We start from the raw sequence: 18852 nt of genomic DNA, 5'->3' as shown, positions 1-18852 counted from the left end.
CGACCCCTCGCGGGCCGCGGATGGATGGATGCCTGAGCCAGAGCGCTGCATCCGGTAGTCAGCCTACGAGTATGGGATTTGCACATGCACAAGACGGAAACGGCTGTTTCAAACGATCGCTTCGCTGCCTCCTCGTCACTACTTGCCCTTGGCCTTTCCGCTAACGCGCAGTCCGGTTACAAGCCCGAATTCTTCAACGCCATCCAGTGGCGTACCCTGGTCGCCCTCTGCGCGCACCTGCAGGCCGATAGCGAACAGGCCGATACCCGCCTGCCCGAATTCATCGATCGCCACATGCTGACCCCCTACGCCCACGGCGACCGTTCCAACATCGTCGATCCCTTCGACGAGCAGGCCCAGGTCCAGCAGGGTGCCAATCTGCGCGATCTGCTGCGTGACGGCCTGGCCGTGGTGAACAGCTACTGCACCGAGCGGCTAGGTGCCGGTTTCGCCGAACTGGCGGCTGGTGAACAGGCCCAGGTGGTCACCGCCGCCGAAACGGGCACCCTGAACCCGCCGGCCAAGGAGTTCATCGATCTGCTGCGCAACGAGAGCGAGCGCAGCCAGTACGCTCATTCACTGTTCGCTGCCTACGACGACACTCCCGCTATCGCCTGATCCCGTCTAGCGCCTCCCTGGAGGCGCTTCCGCTCCCGCCTAGTCCACTTCTTCCTGCGCCTGATCCCGGGCCTTGCGTTCGCGTGAGGAATCCAGGGCGCCGCCGTGTATCTCGCGCAACTGCTGCTTGAGCTGCTGGGTGGTCGGTGCCAACAGGAAACCGAAGGACACGCAGCCGTCCTTGCCGTCCACCGCATGGTGCATGCGATGCGCCTGATAGAGCCGTTTCAGATAGCCGGTGCGCGGGATGTAGCGGAAGGGCCAGCGCTGATGCACCAGGCCATCGTGGGCGATGAAGTACAGCAGACCGTAGAGGGTCATGCCGGCTCCTATCCACTGCAGGCGCCAGTAGCCGGCATTGCCCAGGGCGATCAGCAGGATGGCCAGGCCGGCGAAGACGACCGCATAGAGATCGTTCTTCTCGAACCAGCCCGTCCGGGCGCGGTGGTGAGACTCATGCCAGCCCCATCCCCAGCCGTGCATGATGTACTTGTGCGACCACCAGGCGAAGGCTTCCATGCCCGCCACGGTGGCCAGCACGATTCCCGCATTGATCAGTATTTCCAACGTAACCTCCGCAGCCACCTGATCAGAAGCTGCTCACGATCTGCTGCGCGTCGGCCAAACTGCGTTGAAAAGGCCCTGGAGGGCCAGCCCCATCGGAATGCTCATTTACAACTCGTAAACTCCGCTTCCTCAGGCCTTTTCGCCTTGTTTGACTCTAGCTCGCGAGATCGTGAACACCTTCTTAGGACGTCGCCGCCGGTTCGGCCAGGGAGCCGGCGGTCTCGCCCAGCAGGGGCGAATCCACCGGTAGACAGACCTGCAGGATACCCGGACGTACCTCGAATCTCACCCGGTCTCGCTTGACCGGTTCACCGTCGAGGTTCATGTCCAGACCTTCGGCGGCTTCCAGCTCCACCCAGGGCAGGCGCGCGCGGATAAACATCTCTTCGGTGCTGAAGCCCTTGCTGAGGAATTCGCCCAGGGTACCGAGCACATCCTGGGACGCTGGCAGGATGCCCACGTCGAGCAGGCCATCGTTGACCACGGCAGTGGGACAGAGCACGTGGCCACCGCCGGCCTGACGACCGTTGCCGATGCCCAGGGCGAGGAATTCGCCTTCCCACTCGAAACCGGGACCGCGGAAGCGACCATGGGCCGAATGCACCTCGGCGAAACGGGTCAGGCCGGTGAGGAAGTAGGCCGCACCACCCAGCAGGCGCTTGAGTTCGCCAGGGGTGTTGGCGGTCACCTGGGAGCCGAAGCCGCCGGTGGCCATATTGAGGAACAGCTGGCCTTCCGCCTCGATCAGGTCGATGGCACTGGTCGGCCCATCCAGCAGCGCCAGGGCCGCCGCAGGCTCCACCGGCACACCCGCCGCCCGGGCGAAGTCGTTGGCGGTGCCCAAGGGCAGCAGGCCGAGGCGGGCCTGGCTGTGATTCTGCGCCATGGCTTCGGCCACGGCGCGCAGGGTGCCGTCGCCACCAGCGGCCACCAGGGTGCCGTAGCCTTCGCGGGTCGCCTGCTCGACGAAGCGCGCGGCATCGTCTTCTTCCCAGGTCACCCGTACATCGATGCGATGACCGGCGGCACGCCGTTCAAGAATGGCCTCCCGCACGTCCTCGTTACCGGTTTCCTTGCCATTGAGAATGACCAGGGCTGCGTCAGCCAGGGTGCCTGTCGTCGTCATGTCTGTCGTCCAAGGTTGGCTCTGCGCGGCGAGATGCCGCGCCAGGTACCGGGCAGCGCCCGGCGAGCGAATCTGGAGACTAGGACTGTGGCCCAACGGCCACGTTCAGTCCTGACTGCCGGTTGGCTAGGCCTTGAGCAATTCGGCCAACGGGATGAAGCGCACCGGATCACCGACGGCGAAGGTACGATCCTCACGGATCTCCACCAGGCCATGGGCCCAGGCCGCCGTCTGCAGCACATTGGAGCCCTGGTTGCGATGGGGTACCGCCCGGCCATCTTCCAGCCGCGCCCGCTGGTATTCGCGGCGCGCACCGGCACGCGGCCAGTCGAACCCCGCCGGCACCTCGACGCTCAGCGGTGCCACGTCGATCTTGCCGGCCCGGCGCAGCAGATAGGGCCGTGCCAGCAGGCCGAAGGTCACCAGGGTGGACGCCGGATTGCCCGGCAGGCCGATCAGCGGAATGCCACGAAAGCGTCCGCAGGTGAGCGGCTTGCCCGGCTTGAGCGCCAGCTTCCACAGGGTCAGCTCGCCTTCTTCGCGCAGGGCCTGGCCCAGATAGTCGGCCTCACCCACGGAGACACCGCCCGTAGAGAGGATCAGATCGGCCTGCAGCGCGCCCAGTCGCCTGCGCGTCTCGGCGAGATCATCCGGCAGGATGCCCTGGTCCGACACCTCGCAACCCAGCCGCCGCAGCCAGCTGATGAGCAGGGCGCGATTGCTGTTGTAGATCTGCCCCGGACCGAGCGGCTGTCCGGGCGCCACGAGTTCATCGCCGGTGGACAGTACCGCGACCTTGAGGCGGCGAAAGACGTTCAGCTGGGCACGCCCGAGGGACGCGGCGACTCCCAGCTCCGCCGGCCCCAGAGCGGTACCGGCCGACAGCACCTCGTCACCCACCCGGACTTCGTTGCCGCGGCGACGGATGTTGCGCCCCGGTCGCAGCTGCTCGACGAAGCGCACCCGACCGTCATCCAGCACCTCGGTGTTCTCCTGCATCTCCACGCAGTCGGCACCCGCCGGAACGGGCGCGCCGGTGAAGATGCGCGCACAGGTGCCCGGCTCCAGGGGCGCCGGTGCCTGGCCGGCGAAGATGCGCTGGGAGACCCGCAGCGGCTCGCCCTGCCAGTCGTCCAGGCGCAGGGCATAGCCGTCCATGGCACTGTTGTCCCACGGCGGGAGATCCAGGTCGGCTACCAGGGGCGCGGCCAGGATGCGCCCGTCGGCGTGTTCCAGGGCCACCTGCTCATGGGGCAAGGGACCGTCTTCGGCCGCCAGGGCCAGCAGCCGGGCCAGGGCCTCTTCCAGCGCCAGCAGGCTCATCCGCGCGGCCCGCAGGGCTCGGCCTGCTTGAGATGCGGCACGAAGTTGCAGGGGCGATGACGGTTGTCCAGCTGTTCGGCGAGGATGCCGTCCCAGGCGGTACGGCAGGCGTTGGTCGAACCCGGCAGGCAGCAGACCAGGGTGCCATTGGCGAGGCCGGCCAGCGCCCGGGACTGCACGGTGGAGGTGCCGATGTCGGCCACGGAGATCTGGCGGAACAGTTCGCCGAAGCCATCCACCTGCTTGTCCAGCAGGCAGGCGACGGCTTCCGGGGTGCTGTCGCGACCGGTGAAGCCGGTGCCCCCGGTGATCAGCACTACCTGCACCTGGTCTTCGGCGATCCAGTGGGCGACCCGGGCGCGGATCTTGTAGAGGTCATCCTTGAGCAGCACGCGGTCGGCGAGGAAATGGCCGGCGGCCTCCAGGCGGTCGACGAACAGCTGACCCGAGGTATCGGTCTCGAAGGTGCGGGTGTCGCTGACCGTCAGGACAGCGATGTTCAGCGGTACGAAAACCGCCTCGGCTTTGTGGCTCATCTGGTTGGATTTCCGAAGAGTGCGAAGGAAAGGGTGCAGCGGAAGACCGCTGGACGGGCAGCGGGTTTCCCGAAGGGGGTGAGCATTGGACTGGCAGCGACCGGAAGGTGGCCGCTCCGACAGTGAGGGCGGCTGTCGATCCCGATCGACGTGAAGATCCGAAAAGGCTGCATCATCACAGCCTAGAGGAAAAGCCGACGCCCCTTCAACCGAGCGGGCGCCGCTGGCGTGACCTAGCGCTGGCGTTGCTCGCCTTCGGCGTGAGTCTCCCACTTGATGGGACGCGGGTCGGCGATGTCGTTGGCATCCTGACTGAAGCGACCGTATTGCGGGGCGATGTTCGGGTCTTCCTCCCAGGTCGCCTGTTGGGTGAAGGTGCCGGCCTTGCGATCGAACGTGAGGAAATGCCGGGCCGTCTTGCCGCCCCAGTCCGCGGAGGGCAGGGAGATGAAATCCACCTGGTACTTGTCGTCGGTCAGCTTGCCGTGCACCACGTAGACGCCATAGTGCTCCTCGCCGGGCGAGATGATCTTGTAGACGCCATTGCTGTAGTAATAGAGGGTGGCGTCGGGATAGGGCTTCTTCTCGTAGAGCTTCTCGTAGAACAGCTTCTGCCGGACGGTCGGCTGGCCAAAGGTGACCTTGATCGCAGGGGGTTCACCACCGCCGGCGCCAAAGGCGGGCAAGGCAGCCAGGGCCAAAGCGGAAAGCAGCATCGTCTTCATCGTTTGCAAACTCCTTCTGGGCAGGGACTCCCCGCCACCGCGCGGCAGGAATCAAAGGTGTCTAGCACGCCCCTTTGCACGGGACGCGCTCGAGTCTAGCCCAGCCGTCCCGCCCGGATAAAGCCCGCTCTGGTCAGCCGCCAGCGGTGAAACCGGGCTAGGATGGACACCCGTTTCCCGCGTCCGCAAGCCCGAGGCCTCCTGCATGCCACTGCTCCCCTCCTCCATCCTCATTCTGGCCGGCGGTCGCGGTCAGCGCATGGGTGGGCGCGACAAGGGCCTGGTGGAATGGCAGGGCCAGCCGCTGGTGGCCCAGGTGCAGGCTGCGGTGCGGGCACTGACCGATGATCTGGTGATCTCCTGCAACCGCAATGCGCCGCGTTATGCCCTCTGGGCCGACCAGCTGGTGGCCGATGAGCAACCGGACTTTCCCGGTCCCCTGGCCGGCATCCTCGCCGGACTCGCCGTGGCGCGGCATGACTGGGTGCTGCTGCTGCCCTGCGATGCACCGCGAATAGATGCCGCCCTCGCCCTGCAGCTGCTCGCTGCGGCCCAGGCGAGCGCGGGCCCGGTGATGGCGCGTCAGGGTGGCTACTGGCAACCGCTGTTCAGCGCCCTGCCCCGGCGCCTGTTGCCCGCCTTGCGCCAGGCCTGGGCGGACGGCGAACGCAGTCCGCGAGGCGCCCTGCTGCCACTGGGCCTGACTGCCGTGGACTTCGCCGAAGACGATGTCCGTCTGGCCAACTTCAACGATCCCGCGGCCCTGGAAAACGGGGTTTGAACCTGGCGAACCATTAGGCCAGAGGGCGTGACCCAGCGGTTCCGGGACGAACTCGGCCCCGCACCCGCGGTCCTAAGCCCGCTTGGTTGCCAAGAAAGGAGACCGTCACATGAACAAGCACCTGCTCCCCGCCGCCCTGCTGGTCGTCGCCAGCGCCCTGCTCGCCGGCTGCTCCACCCCCAGCGTCATCACCCTGAACGATGGCCGCGAGATCCAGGCCACCGACACGCCGAAGTATGATGACGACTCGGGTTTCTATACGTTCAAGCAGCTCGACGGCAAGCCGACCCGCATCAACAAGGATCAGGTTCGCACCATCAAGGAGCTCTGATTCCTGCCCGGCGCGATTTTTTTACCTAACCCCTTGTGCTTGCATGAGTTTTAGGTAGAATGCGCGCCATCCATTACGGAGCGTAGCGCAGCTTGGTAGCGCGTCTCGTTCGGGACGAGAAGGTCGCTGGTTCGAATCCAGTCGCTCCGACCAATCTGATCCGCAAGGATCACCCCAAAGCCCGCCCAGTGCGGGCTTTGTCGTTTCTGACGTTTAGCTATTTGCTCTGGCGATGCTTGCCTCTCTTCTCTCCTGCATGACTGCTCCGGCAGGCACTCGTCTTGTTCTCCGGCATGCCAAACCGGGAAGCGGACGTCTCGGCGGTGGATTGTCCGCGCCCCAAGGGAGCGACGAGATCGCCTCGCCCGACCCTGCCTGCACAGCGACAGACCGCCTACGGGCGGCCTGGCTTTTCCACGGATTCAAGAGCCCCCTGGCTGTCAGCGGCGCAGCACGAAGCAGCCGGAGCGCGCTGGCCAGGCTCAACGATGACCGCTGGCGCCTTACCGCCGCAGCAGGAAGGCACCGGCGTCTCCTGCATTGAAGCGGCTTGCAGCTCCTGCGCTGGCACTCCCTGCCCTTCCGAACCAGGACGCCACGCGCGGTAGGCCTCACGACTGACCTGCCAGGCCGAGTGCAGGAACAGCGCGGCGATGGCCAGACCGACCAGGACGTCTGGCCAGAGGCTGCCAGTGACAGCCACCAGGATGGCAGCCAGCACCACGCTGGTATTGGCGACCAGATCGTTCCGTGAACAGATCCAGGTGGACCTCATGTTCAGATCGTCCGCGCGATGGCTGTACAGCAGATAGAAGCAGTAGGTATTGGCGAGCAGTGCGACGAGTCCGACCGTGCCCATCCAGTCGGCCTGGGGCACCTCCTGCAGGATCACCTTGCGCACGGCGTCCGTGATCACCAGCACGCCGAACAGCAGCATGAAGCCGCCTTTCACCAGGGCAGCACCAGCGCGGGCTCTATCACTTCGATGCAGCACGAACAGCGTCAGCGCATAGACCGAGGCATCGCCGAACATGTCCAGGGAATCCCCGAGCAGCGCCGTCGAGCCGGCCAGCCAACCGGCCGCGAACTCCACCAAAAACATCACCGCATTGATCGCCAGCACACTGTAGAGCACGCGACTCTGGCGACCTCGCAGCTGAGCCAGCTCGCTGGCCTTGTCTTCGCAGCAACTGTCCACGGCACTCTCTCGGCAACACTCAGGATTTGCCCTAGGCTGAAGGTTATAGTCGCTATAAGGTCAAGGCCATGAACGCTCCTACGTACACCATCGGTCAGCTGGCCAAGGCCACGGATACCAAGACCGTCACCATCCGCTACTACGAAAAGGAAGGCTTGCTGCCGTCCTCGACGCGCTCTGCGTCCGGCTACCGGCTGTACGGCCCGACCGAACGGGATCGGCTGCTCTTCGTCAGACGTGCCCGCATGCTGGGCTTCAGCCTGGATGAAGTCCGGGAGCTACTCGGCCTGGCGGATCGGCAGCAGGCGCCTTGCGCTGCCGTGGATAGCCTCGTGGCAGAACACCTGCGGCAGGTGCGGCAGCGGCTTGCCGATCTGCAAGCCCTGGAGAGCGAATTGCAGCGGCTGTTGGCGTGCTGCCACGGCGGGACCATAGCGGAATGCAGGATCATCGAGTCGTTGGCTGGTACGCCGATGCCTGGAGGTGGGCGCTGCCTTGGCTAAAAGGGGCATCCACCTGCGCGCTTGCACCCCAAGGCCCGCTAAATGCGGGCTTTGTTGTTTCTGGCGTTTGGCTTTGGCGTCCTCTCGGAAGCGCCCCTCCCCCTCTTTACCTGCGACTCAGCGCCAGCTTGGCGGCGAACAGCAGGAAGACCACGCCCGTCACCCGATCCAGCCAGCGGATCACCGCGGCCTTGCGCAGGGCCTCGCCCAGGGTGCGAGTGGCGCCGATCAGGGTCAGGGACCAGAGCAGCCCCAGCGCCACATGGATGGCGACCAGGCCGAAGGTCCAGGCGATCAGGGGTTGGCCCTGGGGAATGAACTGGGGCAGGAAGGACACGTAGAAGATGCCGACCTTGGGATTGAGGATATTGCCCAGCATCCCCTTGAGGAACCAATTCGAGTCTGTGCCGCCCTCGCCTGCCGTTGGCGTGAGGGTCGTACGAGGGCGCAGCAGCAGGTTGAGGCCGAGCCAGCAGAGGTAGGCGGCGCCACAATACTTCAGCAGCGTATAGGCCAGTTCCGAGACTGCCAGCAGCGCGCCCAGGCCGAAGGCCACGGCGGCGCCCCAGAGCAGGCAGCCCGCGTTGATCCCCAGGGCCGCACGCCAGGCCTGGGCGCGTCCTTCGACGGCGGCGGTGCGCAGGATCAGCGCGGTATCGAGGCCTGGTGTGACGGTGAGCAGGGACGCGGCCAGGGTGAAGGCCAGCAGGTTATCGGCGAGGGCCATGACAGGGCTCGTTTCGGCTGGGGGCTTGGAAACGGTAGCACGGGACAGGCCGGCGATCAGCCTGCTCTCGAACCGCCATGGCCGCCCGCAGGCGGCCATGGCGAGGCTCAGCCGGCGGCGCGGAAGGCCGGTTCCTGCTCGGCGATGTAGCGCGCGGCGGCGCGGCGGGCTTCCAGTCCGAAGGCCTGGGGATTGCGATCGACGATGCGCTCCAGGGTCCCGCGGGGAATACCGTCGGCTTCGAAGTCGGTGCGGCACTGCAGGGCGCCGGCGTGGCAGACGTTGCGCTCGACCGCCTCGATCAGGCCACCGGCACGCAGGGTCTTGACGATGTTATGGGGCAGGCGCCGACTGCGGCGCAGGGCGGCCGTGGCCGTGGCCAGGACGTCGAGGATCTCGTTTTCCACCGGGGTGAAGGGGCCGTTGCCGAGCTTGCCCTTCTGCATCAGGTAGCGGCGCGAAAGCAGCCTGCCCTGGCGTTCGAGGGCTTCGCGCGCGGCCAGGTCGAGGCGACCGCGGCTTTCCAGGCTGCGCTCCAGCGCAATGAGAAATTCCCAATCGGTGATCTGAGAAATCTGGGTGATGACTGCGTCCATGAAGCGCTCCTTGCCAGTCGGGAATAGATGGCACATTGATAGCGTTCAGCGCTTTTGGTTCCCTGTAAAACAGGCATGCCGACGGACGTCATATCATTTGGCCAGTCGAAACGGGGCACTGCCGACGAGCGCGTCTATTCGGGGGACGAAAGGAGGCATGACCAGATCAGGGCGGCAGGCCGGCTCGGACAGGTTGCGCCACCCATGAAGCAGGCCCCTAGCGACGCGGCAGCAGGCTCTCGACCAGTTGGCTGAGGTCGGCCACGCTCCAGGGCTTGGGCAGGAAGGCCGCCCGGCGCGGCAGGATGGCAAGATCCTGGTCGATGTAGCCGGAGATGATGATGAAGGGGATCGTCGGCCAGCTCACAGCGGCAAGCTGGGCGAAGGCCAGGCCATCCAGCATGCCCGGCACGTTGACATCGGCGATGACCATCTTGGTATCGCTGCCGCGGGTGTCCATGTGCGCCAAGGCCTCGTCACTGGAAGCGACCGCCACGACATCCAAGCCCTGTTCGGTGAGAATTTCGGTCAGCAGCTCGCGCTGGCCCGCATCATCTTCCAGAACAAGAATTTGTCTTTGTATTTCAAGGCTTCTCGGCTTCATGGCAGGTCAGACAGCGAAGGCTGAAGAGGTTCTCCCGAAACCTACCTAACGGTCACCTGAGGCAGGTGAGCGGTACACTGGCAAATGGCCGCCAAAGCCGCGCCACGCTTGGCTTTCAGCTCCGAAAAGGGCGATGCCAGACCGCCTCGTGAGGGGTGCCGATGAAGTTTTCTCGCCGCTTGGCTGTCTGAGGGCCAAGACGCCCAATTTTGCCTGCCAAGGATTCCGCCTCCGTGAGCCAGAAGCACCCACCCCGCAAGGCGCGGGTCGACAATTCCGCGACGAGCGATGTTTCGCACGAGGGCAAGAACATCTTCTTCGCCGCCGTAGAAACCACGCGGATGCCGATGCTGATCACCGACCCCAATCAGCCGGACAACCCGATCCTGTTCGCCAACAATGCCTTTACCGACATGACCGGTTACGGGGTGGACGAACTGCTGGGACGCAATTGCCGTTTCCTGCAGGGGCCGGAGACCGATCGCTCGGTGGTCGCCCAGATCCGCGAGGCGGTGGAGCAGGAACGCGAGATCTCGGTGGAGATCATCAACTATCGCAAGGACGGCTCGACCTTCTGGAACGCGTTGTTCGTCTCGCCGGTGTACAACGATGCGGGCGAGCTGACCTATTACTTCGCGTCCCAGCTGGATGTCAGCCGGCGGCGCGACGCCGAGGATGCCCTGCGCCAGGCGCAGAAGATGGAGGCGCTCGGCCAGCTCACCGGTGGTATCGCCCACGACTTCAACAACCTGCTGCAGGTGATGATGGGCTATATCGACATCATCCAGCGCACCGCGGAAAAGCCCAGCTTCGACCAGGAGCGCATCGTCCGCAGCGCCACCCATGCCAAGTCGGCGGCGGAACGCGCCAGTACCCTCACCCAGCAGCTGCTGGCCTTTTCGCGCAAGCAGAAGCTCGAAGGCCGGGTGCTCAATCTGAACAACCTGATCCGCACCTCCCACGAGTTGGCGGAGCGGACCCTGGGCGACGTGGAAATCCGCACCCGGCTGGAACCCGAACTGTGGAATTGCCGCATCGATCCGACCCAGGCCGAAGTGGCGCTGCTCAATATCCTGATCAATGCCCGGGATGCCCTGGCTGATCGCCCGCAACCCAGCGTGGGCATCGAGACGCGCAACGTCGAGGTGCGCGAACTGGCGAACATGTCCTACGACGGCCTGATGCCCGGTCGCTATGTCAGCCTGGCGATCACCGACAACGGTCATGGCATGCCCGCCAGCATCCGCGATCGGGTGATGGACCCCTTCTTCACCACCAAGGAAGAAGGCAAGGGCTCGGGGCTGGGTCTGTCGATGGTCTATGGCTTCGCCAAGCAATCCGGCGGTACGGTACGCATTTATTCGGAAGAAGACGTCGGTACCACGCTGCGCCTGTATTTCCCGGTGGATGACAGCCTCGTCACCCATCAGCAGGCGGAGCAGCGTTCGGACCGCCGCAGTGGTACGGAGCGCATCCTGGTGGTGGAAGACCGCCCGGATGTCGCCGAACTGGCCAAGCTGGTAATGGAAGACTATGGCTACACCGCGCAGATCACCTTCAATGCCAGCGAGGCGCTCAGGGTGCTGCGCGAAAGCGAGCAGCCGTTCGACCTCCTGTTCACCGACCTGATCATGCCGGGCGGCATGAATGGCGTGATGCTGGCGCGGGAGGTGAAACGCCTGCACCCGGGGATGAAGATCCTGCTCACCACCGGCTACGCCGAAAACTCGCTGGAGCGCACCGATATCGGCGGCTCGGAGTTCGAGGTGATCTCCAAGCCCTATATCCCCAACGATCTGGCGCGCAAGATTCGCCGGGTGCTGGATGGGCCGAACGGGATCGCCTGATCGCAACGGCTTGGCGAGGCTGCACTGTGTCGGAGTGGCCGGCGGCGGGCCAGGGTATTAGACTTACTATAATTCAGTGCGGCTCTGGTCTCCGCCGTCGACTCCCGGCGTGACATCATCACTGCCCGCACCTTGCCGCCGGATTCTCGGGCCTGCCCGGAGCTCAGGCTGGGCCGCGGCCATGCTGTCCCCTTCGCTTCCGCCACCTTGAGGTCCGGTCACCCATGAATTCCCCTAGCCCGTCAATTATCGCGACAGGCAATACCGGTCTGGACCAGGTGTTGCGCGGCGGCTTACCCCGCGATCGACTCTATCTGCTGGAGGGTACACCGGGGTCGGGCAAGACCACCCTGGGCCTGCAGTTTCTCTTTGAAGGGGTACGCCGGGGCGAGTCGGTGCTCTACATCACGCTATCGGAAACCAGCGAAGAGTTGCAGAGCGTGGCCGAGTCCCATGGCTGGAGCCTGGAGGGCGTGGAGCTGTTCGAGCTATCCGCCGCCGATGCGGTGCTGGGCGGTGCTCAGGAGCAGACCATCCTGCACCCCTGGGAATCCGAACTGGGCGATACCATCGAGCTGATTCAGGCGCGGGTGGATGAACTCAAGCCGAGTCGGCTAGTGTTCGACAGCCTGTCGGAGATGCGTCTGCTGGCCCAGGATCCCCTGCGCTATCGGCGCCAGGTGCTGGCGCTCAAACAGTTCTTCGCCGGGCGCGGCATCACCGTGCTGCTGGTGGACGACCTGACCACCAGTCCAGGCGGGCGGGACAACCACCTGCACAGCCTCTGCCACGGGGTGCTGACCCTGGAGCGCCTGACCCTGGACTTCGGCGCTGCCCGCCGCCGCCTGCAGATCCAGAAGCTGCGTGGCCGAGATTTCGTCGCCGGCTATCACGACTTCACCATCCGCCGGGGCGGGCTGGAGATCTATCCGCGGATCATCGCTGCGGGGCACTACGAAGAATTCCTTGGCGCCGTCGTCCCCAGCAACATCCAGGACCTGGACGCGCTGCTGCACGGCGGGCCCTTGCGCGGTACCAGCACCCTGATCACCGGTCCGGCGGGGGCCGGCAAGACGACGCTCGCCCTGCAGTTCGTGATGGCGGCCTGCGCGCGCGGGGAAAGATGCGCCGTATACGAATTCGACGAACGTATCGGCACCCTGCTCAAGCGTGCGGAAAGCATGGGGATGCCGCTGCTGCGCTATATCGACGAAGGTCTGCTGGTGGTTCACCAGATTCATCCCGCCGAGTTGTCGCCCGGCGAATTCGCCTGGCGCGTGCGGCAGGACGTCGAGGAAAACAACTGCCGGATGCTGGTGCTGGACAGCCTCAATGGCTACCTGGCGGCCATGCCGCAGGAGCAGCAGCTGATTCTGCAGTTGCACGAATTGCTCTCCTACCTGAGCCAGTCCGGGGTGGTGACCTTCCTTATCAATCCCCAGCATGGCCTGGTCGGCTCCATGACCTCCAATCTGGATATTTCCTACATTGCCGATACGGTGGTGCTGGTGCGCTTCTTCGAAGCGCACGGCCGTCTGCGCAAGGCCATTTCCATCCTCAAGCACCGCGGCGGCGGGCATGAGGATGCGATACGGGAATTGCGCATCGATACCCAGGGCATCCGGGTGGGTCAGCCGCTGGTGGACTTCCGTGGCGTGCTGACCGGCACCCCGGAGTATTTCGGTGCCAGGCAGCCCCTGATGGAAGAGCGCGATTGACCGAGTCCAAGACGCCCGCCTGCGAACTGATCATCTGTGCCCCGCTTCGCGGTGACGCGGCCAACCTGCAGCGGCTTTTTACCCAGGGCTATCTCACCCGCTACGTCACCAGCCTCGACGAGGTCGCGGCGGCCCTGGGCGACGACACCGGCATCATCGTCTTTACCGAGGAAGCCCTGCGCCAGGACCTGAGCGCCCTGGCAGAGGCTCTGGAGCGGCAGCCCACCTGGTCGGATATCCCGCTGGTATTGCTGGCTTCCGATGCCAAGCGCTCGGGGCGTGGCAACGATCTCCTGCGCCGACAGCTGCCGGCGGCGACCACCAACCTGGTCATCCTCGAACGGCCGCTGAGTGGCGCCTCGCTGCTGAGCAGCGTCGCGGCGGCCTGGCGGTCGCGCCTGCGTCAGTTCGAGATGCGCGACCGCCTCGCCGAACTCGCCCAGGAACGCGAGCGCCTGCAGACGCTGCTGGAGAATCTGCCGGTCGGGGTGTGCTTCATGGATGCCGAGGGTCGGACCCTGGTCAGCAATCCCTTCTATGAGCAGTACGTGCCGGGTCAGCACATTCCTTCCCGGCAGCCTGGGGAGGTGTCGCGCTGGACCGCGCTCGACGACAGTGGCCGACTGTTGCCACCCGAGCGCTTTCCGGGTGCTCGGGCGCTGGCTGGCGAGCGGGTCAAGGGCCAGGATTTCTATCACACCAGTGCAGCCGGCGAGGAATCCTGGCTGCGGGTGAGCGCAGTGCCGCTGCACGACGCCGGCCGGCAGATCATCGGGGCGACCACGGTGATCGCCGATGTCAGCGACGAGAAGCGCGCCGAACTGGCGCTGCGTCGCTTCAATGAAGAACTGGAACTCCAGGTCGCGGAGCGCACCCGCACCCTGGCGCTTACCCTCAGCGAATTGCAGCGGGAAACCGCCGAGCGCAATCGCGCCGAAGAGCAGTTGCGCCAGTCGCTGAAGATGGAAGCGGTCGGCCAGCTCACCGGCGGCATCGCCCATGACTTCAACAACATGCTCACCGGGGTGCTGGGCGCCCTGGATCTGATGAAAATCAAGAACAAGGGACAGCTCGCCGGCCTGGAGCGGTACATGGAGGCCGCGCAGCACTCGGCGCACCGGGCGGCCGCCCTTACCCAGCGGTTGCTGGCCTTTTCCCGCCGGCAGTCGCTGGAGTCCCGGCCGATGTCCGCCAACGAGCTGATCCTGGCGCTGCAGGAGTTGTTGCAGCGCACCGTGAGCGAACAGATCTCGGTGGAGCTGGCGCTGGGCGAGGACCTGCCCTGGATCCTGGCCGATGCCAACCAGCTGGAGAATGCGCTGCTCAACCTGGTGATCAACGCCCGCGATGCCATGCCGGATGGCGGTGTCGTGACCCTGGCGACTTCGCTGCTGACGGTCACCGAGCCGGGGACGGACGACGAGGCCCTGGCCCCGGGCGACTATGTCTGCATCGAAGTGCGGGACAGCGGTACCGGTATCCCAGAGCGGCTGCTGGACAAGGTGCTCGAACCCTTCTTCACCACCAAGCCGCAGGGCCAGGGCACCGGCCTGGGGCTGTCGATGGTCTATGGCTTCGCCCGACAGAGCAATGGCCGTCTTACCCTCGCCAGCGACGCCAGCGGGACGCAGGTCTGCGTCTTCCTGCCGACGGCCGAGCAGCGCCGAGAGTCGCAGCGGGCCGAACCGACGGAGTTCGCCCAGGGCGCCGGACAGACCATCCTCCTCGTGGAGGACGACGTCGCGGTCCGGCTGGTCAATCAGGAAGCCCTGGAAGCCCTGGGTTATCAGGTGTGGAGCGCCGCCGAAGGCAAGGCCGCGTTGCGCCTGCTGGACCAGATTCCCCAGCTGGACCTGCTGGTGACCGATGTTGGTCTGCCAGGCCTCAACGGTCGCCAGCTGGCGGAGGTCATCCAGCAGCTCAGGCCGCGACTGCCGGTGCTGTTCCTTACCGGCTACGCCGAAGGTGCGCTCAGTAGGAACGCCTTCCTGGGTGGTAACATGGAGTTGATGACCAAGCCCTTCACCCTGGACCAGCTGGCCGCGCAGGTCGCCGCCATGCTGGCCGGATCCGCCAATCGGGCAGTGGTGCCCTCCTGAGGTCGGCGCCGCCCCGCGACCAGACCAAGGCACCCATGACCACCCAGATCCGCCCCGCCCGCCGCGAAGACGCCACCCGCATCCATGAACTGATCGTCGAACTGGCCGACTATGAAAAGGCCGTTCACGAGGTACTGGCCAGCCCGTCCCAGATCGAGGCCACGCTGTTCGCCGCCGATACTCCGACCCGGGCGCTGGTCGCCGAGCACGAAGGCGCGGTGGTGGGCTATGCCGTGTATTTCTACAGCTATTCCACCTGGCTGGGCCGCAACGGCATCTACCTGGAAGACCTCTATGTGAGCCCCAGCGCCCGCGGCACCGGCCTGGGCAAGGGGCTGCTGCGCGAACTTGCTCGGGAGGCGGTGGCCAACGACTGCGGCCGCCTGGAATGGAGCGTGCTGGACTGGAACACCCCGGCCATCGACTTCTACGAAAGCCTGGGCGCCAAGGCGCAGGGCGAATGGGTCCGCTATCGCCTGGACGGTGCGGCGCTACGGGATTTCGCGGAAAGCGGGCGGTAGGTTTTCGTAGGTTGGGTCGAGCGCCAGCGAAGGCCGACGCGATGGAACGCGACATGGGTAATGGCAGTTGCGGTCAGGACGGTCCGCTGCTGCCAGGAGCCCCTAATCGCGGCCATGGGCCGCTCCTACAGATTTTGATTCTCCTGTAGGAGCGGCCCATGGCCGCGATCAGCGCCGTAGCGTGGAAAACGGCGCAGCCTTTTCCACTGGGGACTTCGGAATGGGGCGTGCCCTCACCCCAGCCCTCTCCCAGAGGGAGAGGGGGTTGTTCGAGTAAGAATCAGATCTTTGCCAGCCCTGAAAATCGCAGCGCCGTAGCGTGGAAAACGGCGCAGCTTTTTCCACCGGGGACTTCGGCGCGGGGCGCGCCCTCACCCCAACCCTCTCCCAAGGGGAGAGGGTGTTGTTGGAGTGAGTGTCGGGTCTTTGCCGGGACTGAAAAATCGCCTTCGACCGTCGCATCCCTACCCTGGTCATGATCCATCACGAGTCCGCCAGCTCCACCTGCGCCGGGCGGCGCTGCATCAGCACCTTGCTGTTACGGATGGAGTACAGCGGCAGGCCCTGGCTGCGGACCATCTCGTAGTCGCTGTCGGCGGACAGCACCAGCAGGTTGGCTGGCCGCCCCTCCTCCAGGCCGTAGCGATCGCCCAGGCATAGGGCCTTGGCGCTATTGACCGTGACCAGGTCCAGTGCCGATTGCAGGTTGCGATAGCCGAGCATGTGGCAGATGTGCAGCCCTGCTTCCAGCACGCGCAGGATGTTGCCGTTCCCCAGTGGATACCAGGGATCGACGATGGAATCCTGGGCGAAGCAGACATTGAGGCCGGCCTCCAGCAGCTCGTTGACCCGGGTCACGCCGCGGCGCTTGGGAAAGCTGTCGAAGCGGCCCTGCAGGTGGATGCTCTCGGTCGGGCAGGAGATGAAGTTGATGCCGGCATGGGTCAGCAGGCGGAACAGCTTGGCGCAGTAGGCGTTGTCGTAGGAGCCCATGGCGGTGGTGTGGCTGGCGGTGACCCGCGAACCCATGCCGCGGCTGCGCGCCTCTTCGGCCAGCACCTCCAGAAAGCGCGAGTGGGGATCGTCGGTTTCGTCGCAATGGACGTCCACCAGGCAGCCGGTGCGCTCGGCCAGGTCCATGAGGAATTTCACCGAGCTCACCCCCTGGTCGCGGGTGTACTCGAAGTGCGGGATGCCGCCGACCACATCGGCGCCCAGGCGGATCGACTCCTCCATCAGCTCGCGTCCGTTTTTGAAGGACTCGATGCCCTCCTGGGGAAAGGCGACGATCTGCAGATCGATCAGGTGCCGGTTTTCCTCGCGCACCTCCAGCATGGCCTTGAGCGCGGCCAGCGACGGATCGGTGACATCGACATGGGTGCGCACGTGCTGGATGCCGTGGGCGGCCAGGGCGCGGATGGTACGCGTGGCGCGGGTCTTGGTGTCTTCCTGGGTGATGGTGGCCTTGCGCTCGCCCCAGCATTCGATGCCTTCGAACAGGGTGCCGCTCATGTTCCAGCGCGGCTCGCCAGCGGTCAGGGTGGCATCGAGGTGGATGTGCGGCTCGACGAAGGGCGGCACCACCAGGTTGCCGGCGGCGTCGAGGTCGTCCGGCCCTACCGCGGGCGGCATGAGCTGCTCGGCGATGGCGGCGATGCGTCCGCCTTCCAGGCGAATGTCATGGAGGCCTTCGCGGTCACGCAGGCGGGCATTGAGGATGCGCATGGTCGATCTCCTAGAGCGAAGCGGGGGCGGCGGTACGACGACCGCGACTCAGGCCATTGAACACGCCATAGCCGAGCGCCGCCACCCCGATGCCCACCAGGGGCGCGACCCAGGGTGAACCGAAGGCGGCCAGGGTGCCCAGCCCATAGGCGGCCAGACCCGGCCAGTTGTAGTGCGGCAGGCGGGCCTCGGCGAGCAGCGGATAGCGGCCGCGGTGGCGCAGCCAGAAGTCGGCGACGATCACCCCGCCGATGGGCGGGATCACCGTGCCGAGCAGCACCAGATAGGGCACCAGCAGGTCGTACATGCCCAGCAGCGCCAGGGCGGTCCCGATCAGGGCGCCGGCCAGGGTCGCCGTCTTGCGGCGGCCGGTGCGCACCAGGTTGCAGCCGGCCACGGCGAAGTTGTAGATGGTGTTGTCCTGGGTGCTCCAGATGTTGAGCAGCAACATGGCCAGGGCGGCGGTGGCGAAGCCCTGCAACATCAGCACCTCCACTACGTCCGGTTGCTGGTAGACGATGGCGCCATAGGCGCCGATCAGCACCATCAGGCCGTTGCCGAGGAAGAAGCCGATCAGGCTGGCAAGTACCGCCACCCGGGTGGAGCGGGCGAAGCGCGTCCAGTTGGTGGCCTGGGTGGCACCACTGACAAAGGTGCCGAACACCAGGGTGATGGCGGTGGACAGGTCCAGGCTGCTGCTGGGCTGGATCGCCAGCAGGCCGGCCAGGCCGCCGGCCTTGGTGGTGGTCACGCTCATGGACAGGATCAGCAGCAGCGCCATGGCCGGCACGGCGATCCAGGAGAGGATCTCCAGGCCCCGGTAGCCGATGTAGGCGGTGGCGCAGAAGCCCAGGCCGAACACCGCCATCAGCGCCAGCACCGCGCCCTGCTCCAGGCCGAAGTACTTGCCCAGCACCACCGCAGCGGTGGCCGTACCCCAGGCGTACCAGCCGATCTGGGTGAAGCCGAGGATGAGGTCGCACAGCTTGCTGCCGCGTTCGCCAAAGGCGAAGCGCCCCATCAGCACCGAGTTGAGGCCGCTGCGACAGGCGATATGGCCGAGGGCGGCGGCATAGAGACCCAGCAGCAGATTGCCGAGGGCGATGACCAGCAGCAGGTCGGCGAAACCGAAGGCCACCCCCAGCTTGCCACCGGCGAACATGGTGGCGGTGAAGAAGGTGAAGCCCAGCAGCACCATGGCCAGGGAGGCCAGACCCTTGCGGGCGTGGGGCGGCACTTCGCTCAGGGGATAGTCGTTGCCGGCGTTGCTCATAAGGGACTCCTCGGGATGGACGTGCCTGTCCTGT

Annotated in this window: 19 protein-coding genes and 1 tRNA gene; 9 read left to right on the top strand and 11 right to left on the bottom strand. The window is 65.6% G+C overall.

Features of this window, described 5'->3' with window-relative positions:
- The first annotated feature begins 84 nt into the window (after nucleotides 1-84).
- Entirely contained in the window at nucleotides 85-618 is a 534-nt protein-coding gene (locus OMP44_RS06200) for a gluconate 2-dehydrogenase subunit 3 family protein (protein ID WP_280307003.1), read from the top strand.
- A gap of 39 nt (nucleotides 619-657) precedes the next feature.
- On the opposite strand, the gene OMP44_RS06195 is transcribed toward OMP44_RS06200, so the two are convergent.
- From OMP44_RS06195 to OMP44_RS06175, 5 genes are all read right to left on the bottom strand, one after another.
- Nucleotides 658-1185: a sterol desaturase family protein gene (locus OMP44_RS06195; protein WP_273861115.1), complete on the bottom strand. Its 528-nt coding sequence runs from the start codon at nucleotides 1183-1185 to the stop codon at nucleotides 658-660.
- Between the two features lie 181 nt (nucleotides 1186-1366).
- Entirely contained in the window at nucleotides 1367-2311 is a 945-nt protein-coding gene (yegS, locus tag OMP44_RS06190) for a lipid kinase YegS (protein WP_280307001.1), read from the bottom strand.
- Nucleotides 2312-2437: 126 nt separating this feature from the next.
- Nucleotides 2438-3634: a molybdopterin molybdotransferase MoeA gene (locus OMP44_RS06185; RefSeq protein ID WP_280307000.1), complete on the bottom strand. Its 1197-nt coding sequence runs from the start codon at nucleotides 3632-3634 to the stop codon at nucleotides 2438-2440.
- Nucleotides 3631-4170 carry a molybdenum cofactor biosynthesis protein B gene (gene moaB, locus OMP44_RS06180; protein ID WP_280306999.1) on the bottom strand — a complete coding sequence of 180 codons (540 nt, stop codon included), beginning with the start codon at nucleotides 4168-4170 and terminating at the stop codon, nucleotides 3631-3633. The genes OMP44_RS06185 and moaB overlap by 4 nt, the downstream gene beginning before the upstream one ends.
- A 233-nt stretch (nucleotides 4171-4403) precedes the next feature.
- The gene (locus tag OMP44_RS06175; protein WP_263258706.1) at nucleotides 4404-4895 is read right to left on the bottom strand and encodes a hypothetical protein; all 492 of its coding nucleotides are present in this window, start codon (nucleotides 4893-4895) and stop codon (nucleotides 4404-4406) included.
- Between the two features lie 205 nt (nucleotides 4896-5100).
- Here OMP44_RS06175 and mobA point away from each other — a divergent pair, with 205 nt between their 5' ends.
- The 3 genes from mobA (at nucleotide 5101) to OMP44_RS06160 (ending at nucleotide 6160) form a co-directional block, all read left to right on the top strand.
- On the top strand, nucleotides 5101-5676 hold the full coding sequence (gene mobA / locus OMP44_RS06170) for a molybdenum cofactor guanylyltransferase MobA (RefSeq protein WP_273861119.1): 576 nt from the start codon (nucleotides 5101-5103) through the stop codon (nucleotides 5674-5676).
- A gap of 109 nt (nucleotides 5677-5785) precedes the next feature.
- A complete protein-coding gene (locus tag OMP44_RS06165) occupies nucleotides 5786-6007 on the top strand; it encodes a YgdI/YgdR family lipoprotein (protein WP_059314378.1) in 222 nt (73 codons plus the stop codon).
- A gap of 76 nt (nucleotides 6008-6083) precedes the next feature.
- Nucleotides 6084-6160: transfer RNA gene (locus OMP44_RS06160), tRNA-Pro, on the top strand.
- Between the two features lie 241 nt (nucleotides 6161-6401).
- Here OMP44_RS06160 and OMP44_RS06155 read toward each other — a convergent pair.
- Nucleotides 6402-7205 carry a cation diffusion facilitator family transporter gene (locus OMP44_RS06155; RefSeq protein WP_280306997.1) on the bottom strand — a complete coding sequence of 268 codons (804 nt, stop codon included), beginning with the start codon at nucleotides 7203-7205 and terminating at the stop codon, nucleotides 6402-6404.
- A gap of 68 nt (nucleotides 7206-7273) precedes the next feature.
- Between OMP44_RS06155 and OMP44_RS06150 the strand changes: the two genes are divergently transcribed.
- Nucleotides 7274-7708, top strand: a complete 435-nt coding sequence (locus OMP44_RS06150) for a MerR family transcriptional regulator (RefSeq protein WP_187978939.1) — start codon at nucleotides 7274-7276, stop codon at nucleotides 7706-7708.
- Nucleotides 7709-7814: 106 nt separating this feature from the next.
- On the opposite strand, the gene OMP44_RS06145 is transcribed toward OMP44_RS06150, so the two are convergent.
- The 3 genes from OMP44_RS06145 to OMP44_RS06135 all read right to left on the bottom strand — a co-directional run bounded on the left by OMP44_RS06145 (nucleotide 7815) and on the right by OMP44_RS06135 (nucleotide 9635).
- A complete protein-coding gene (locus OMP44_RS06145) occupies nucleotides 7815-8435 on the bottom strand; it encodes a LysE family translocator (RefSeq protein WP_280306995.1) in 621 nt (206 codons plus the stop codon).
- A 107-nt stretch (nucleotides 8436-8542) separates the two neighbouring features.
- Nucleotides 8543-9031 carry a hypothetical protein gene (locus OMP44_RS06140; RefSeq protein WP_133859468.1) on the bottom strand — a complete coding sequence of 163 codons (489 nt, stop codon included), beginning with the start codon at nucleotides 9029-9031 and terminating at the stop codon, nucleotides 8543-8545.
- Between the two features lie 217 nt (nucleotides 9032-9248).
- Nucleotides 9249-9635 (bottom strand): response regulator, encoded by a 387-nt coding sequence (locus tag OMP44_RS06135; RefSeq protein ID WP_187978937.1) that lies wholly within the window; start codon nucleotides 9633-9635, stop codon nucleotides 9249-9251.
- A gap of 233 nt (nucleotides 9636-9868) precedes the next feature.
- Between OMP44_RS06135 and OMP44_RS06130 the strand changes: the two genes are divergently transcribed.
- The 4 genes from OMP44_RS06130 to OMP44_RS06115 all read left to right on the top strand — a co-directional run bounded on the left by OMP44_RS06130 (nucleotide 9869) and on the right by OMP44_RS06115 (nucleotide 15820).
- Entirely contained in the window at nucleotides 9869-11482 is a 1614-nt protein-coding gene (locus tag OMP44_RS06130) for a histidine kinase famiy protein (protein ID WP_187978936.1), read from the top strand.
- 224 nt (nucleotides 11483-11706) lie between these two features.
- Nucleotides 11707-13200 (top strand): ATPase domain-containing protein, encoded by a 1494-nt coding sequence (locus tag OMP44_RS06125; protein ID WP_187978935.1) that lies wholly within the window; start codon nucleotides 11707-11709, stop codon nucleotides 13198-13200.
- A complete protein-coding gene (locus OMP44_RS06120; RefSeq protein WP_280306992.1) occupies nucleotides 13197-15299 on the top strand; it encodes a response regulator in 2103 nt (700 codons plus the stop codon). The genes OMP44_RS06125 and OMP44_RS06120 overlap by 4 nt, the downstream gene beginning before the upstream one ends.
- Before the next feature lie 35 nt (nucleotides 15300-15334).
- On the top strand, nucleotides 15335-15820 hold the full coding sequence (locus OMP44_RS06115; protein ID WP_280306991.1) for a GNAT family N-acetyltransferase: 486 nt from the start codon (nucleotides 15335-15337) through the stop codon (nucleotides 15818-15820).
- 483 nt (nucleotides 15821-16303) lie between these two features.
- Here OMP44_RS06115 and codA read toward each other — a convergent pair whose 3' ends face one another.
- Both codA and codB read right to left on the bottom strand, forming a co-directional pair.
- A complete protein-coding gene (gene codA / locus OMP44_RS06110; RefSeq protein WP_280306990.1) occupies nucleotides 16304-17545 on the bottom strand; it encodes a cytosine deaminase in 1242 nt (413 codons plus the stop codon).
- Nucleotides 17546-17555: 10 nt separating this feature from the next.
- Complete coding sequence (codB, locus tag OMP44_RS06105) at nucleotides 17556-18818, bottom strand: cytosine permease (protein ID WP_280306989.1); 1263 nt, start codon at nucleotides 18816-18818, stop codon at nucleotides 17556-17558.
- Nucleotides 18819-18852: the final 34 nt, after the last annotated feature.

Origin of the sequence: Pseudomonas flavocrustae (assembly GCF_029872515.1) — a bacterium.
GTDB lineage: Bacteria > Pseudomonadota > Gammaproteobacteria > Pseudomonadales > Pseudomonadaceae > Chryseomonas > Chryseomonas aestiva.
Note: the sequence above shows the minus strand (reverse complement) of the source record. Positions and strands in the feature narration are given on the sequence as shown.